Below are 747 nucleotides of genomic sequence, written 5' to 3'. Positions count from 1 at the left end.
ACAAACACCGCTTCAATCGTGTAGGTACGAGCTTTTGTTCCTATAACTTTAATGTGTGGTAATCGCTTACCACCATCAAAAAAGGTCGAGAGGATGTTGAGATTATGCCCGCTCCATATAGCGTACCTGGACTGTTATTTGCACGTCAAAAATCCACTAACTACAGAAAAATAAAAATTAGGCAATGACAATAAAATTAGTTATGGAATTGGACGCTCAGGCCCTGTTCGCACTCCACACCAAAATCATGCGATCTTAGAACCGCGTTTCATTCTGGTGGTTGATTTAGAGATCGTCCGAGAACGTTTATATACAAAAAATTAAAGACGTACAGCTCAAGTAGTGTATCATTCCCAGTTCGATTATCACCTTGTAACGTCCCTATGCTATTCAGTTCTATAAATTTCATATTCATCTTTTTACCCATCTGCTTTTGTATATATTTCATACTAGCAAAGTATCGACTATATACTTGTGCGAAGATGTGGTTAGTGGTTGCTAGTCTTATATTTTATGCTAGATGGGAGCCATCCTACCTTCCCATAATTCTCGGCTCGTTGGCATTCAACTTTGCTTTAGGAAGTCATCTAATCAAGAAAGATAAAGGCATTAAAAAGTCGTCTCTTTTGGCTTTTGGAGTGATAACAAACATAGCTTTACTTGGCTACTTTAAGTACACCAACTTTATTATTGGGAATGTGAATTTATTATTATCCCAGCCATTGGAAAATACTAACATCGCTCTTC

General features: G+C 37.5%; 1 pseudogene. It reads left to right on the top strand.

Annotated elements, in window-relative coordinates:
* Positions 1 to 491 precede the first annotated feature (491 nt).
* A pseudogene (locus AB4653_RS24495) lies at positions 492 to 747 on the top strand (hypothetical protein); the annotation flags it as partial.

The organism is Vibrio sp. 10N.222.48.A3, from assembly GCF_041475345.1.
Classification (GTDB): domain Bacteria; phylum Pseudomonadota; class Gammaproteobacteria; order Enterobacterales; family Vibrionaceae; genus Vibrio; species Vibrio tasmaniensis_A.
This window is presented reverse-complemented; position numbering and strand designations above follow the sequence as displayed.